1 protein-coding gene is annotated in these 1,266 nt (G+C 74.8%); it reads right to left on the bottom strand.

All coding sequences use genetic code 11. The features are described 5' to 3' along the window. Positions 1-805 (bottom strand): hypothetical protein (locus FDZ70_10875; GenBank protein TLM65725.1); only part of this gene is annotated, 805 nt, incomplete at its 3' end. Between the last annotated feature and the right edge of the window lie 461 nt (positions 806-1,266).

Below are 1,266 nucleotides of genomic sequence, written 5' to 3'. Positions count from 1 at the left end.
CGCCCGCCCGGTTCGCCGCAGTCGGGCCGATCGCGAGCATGAAGCCGAGCGCGACGCCGCCGGGAACCCTCGGCAACGAGTAGGCGAGCATCGCGCGGCCCGACGCCACCAGCTCGCGCGGCCGGGCGAGCGCGCCCGCCCCGGCGAGCACGCGCAGCAGCATCGCTCCGCCGCTCCACGCGATCACAAGCGCCGCCGCCAGATCGAGCAGCCGCACCGCGCTCCACGACGCCGGCGCGAGCGCGAGCACGGCGAGCGGCAGCAGCGTCTGGCTGATGTTGATGACGTTGGCGCGGCCCTGCTGCAGCTCGGCGCGGTAGAACGAGTACGCGAGCCCGTTGACGACCAGGGACAGCGAGTACAGCCACAGCGCGAGCAGCAGCGCCGGGTCGCGCACCCCGAGCAGCAGCGACGACACGGGACCCGGAGTGAGCAGACAGACCAGCCCGGCGGCCAGCGTCGTGCCGAGCGACAGCGCGACGGCCGCCGCACGGTGGGCGTCCCGTTCCCGCTCGCCGGCCGCGGCCGCGATGGAGCGCACCACGCCCACCGTCAGGCCGAGCGTCAGGAACGGGAGCAGCCCCGCCGAGATCCGCTTCACGAGGTTGAACGGCCCGAAGACATCCGCCGCCCCCCGGTGAGCCAGCAGCGAGGCGATCACCACGTTGCCGAGCAGCACCGCGACCGTCGTCAGCGTCGTCCAGACGAGGTCACGCCCCATGCCCGCGGTGTGGGGCGAGGTCTCGATGACGCCGGCCTCGGCGTCGTCGGGGGGCATCTGCTCGGCGGGTGTCGTCGCGTCCATCGCAAGACCGAGTCTAGCCGAAGCGGCTACTCGCCCTTCTCGGCCTTCTCGTGCGCCACGACGGCGGCATCGATCCTCCGGGCGTGACTCGAGCGGTCCCCCACCTGCTGCCGCAGCACATCGGCCTCGGCTTTCGCCCCGGCCGTGTCACCCGCTTGGACGAGGGCCAGGCCGTATGCCGTCCGCGTCCCCAGGTCCCGCGGCCGCGCCTCGACCGCCGCGGCCAGCGCCGCGAGCGCCTCGGCCTCGAGCGCGTCCGCGTACGGCTCCTGCTTCGCCGCGCGCACGCGTCCGGCCAGCTGCACGAGCATCCGTCCGGCCGACAGCAGCGACTCGCCGTCGCGCGGGTAGCGCGCGATGACGCGCCGCAGCTCCGCGACCGCCTGCTCGAACTCGAGCGAGTCGACGCCCGCCCGGGCGCCGGCGGACGCCATCATCACCGCGCGGGGCCGCGCGTACTC

It is taken from the genome of Actinomycetota bacterium (assembly GCA_005774595.1).
Lineage (GTDB): Bacteria > Actinomycetota > Coriobacteriia > Anaerosomatales > D1FN1-002 > D1FN1-002.
The sequence above is the reverse complement of the archived record's forward strand: the minus strand, read 5'-3'. Positions and strand labels throughout refer to the sequence as shown.